Source organism: Flectobacillus sp. BAB-3569 (assembly GCF_002270355.1).
GTDB lineage: Bacteria > Bacteroidota > Bacteroidia > Cytophagales > Spirosomataceae > Flectobacillus > Flectobacillus roseus.
Window position 1 is genome coordinate 1 of the sequence record NZ_NJFZ01000072.1, and the last position, 535, is coordinate 535.

Annotated in this window: 1 protein-coding gene; it reads left to right on the forward strand. The window is 47.1% G+C overall.

The window, feature by feature from the left end:
- Nucleotides 1-106: 106 nt before the first annotated feature.
- The coding region (locus tag BWI92_RS26385; protein WP_141234949.1) for a hypothetical protein at nucleotides 107-535 on the forward strand (429 nt) is incomplete at its 3' end.

The window sequence follows — 535 nt, forward strand, 5'->3', positions numbered from 1 at the left end:
AAAAGGTCAGTAGACTTTGAAAGACGTGACTTCAACCGTGAAGACTCACGTGGTCCACGTCGCGAAGGCGGTTTCAATGGCGAAAAGCGTGAATTCCGTCCAAAATTTGAAGATAAAGGTCGTGGCTAAAAACGTGACTTCAACCGCGAAGACTCACGTCCACGTCGTGAAGGTGGATTCGATGGCGAGAAACGTGAATTCCGTCCAAGATTTGAAGATAAAGGTCGTGGCTTTGAAAAACGTGACTTCAACCGCGAAGACTCACGTCCACGTCGCGAAGGTGGATTCGATGGCGAGAAACGTGAATTCCGTCCAAAATTTGAAGATAAAGGTCGTGGCTTCGAAAAACGTGACTTCAACCGCGAAGACTCACGTCCACGTCGTGAAGGCGGATTTGATGGCGAAAAGCGTGAATTCCGTCCAAGATTTGACAAAGATGCTCCACGTAACGAGCGTAGAGAAGAAGGTTCGGAAAGAAAACCAAGAACAGAGAGAACTGAAAAAACTTATGGTTCGGCAAAAGCAAACTTTGGAG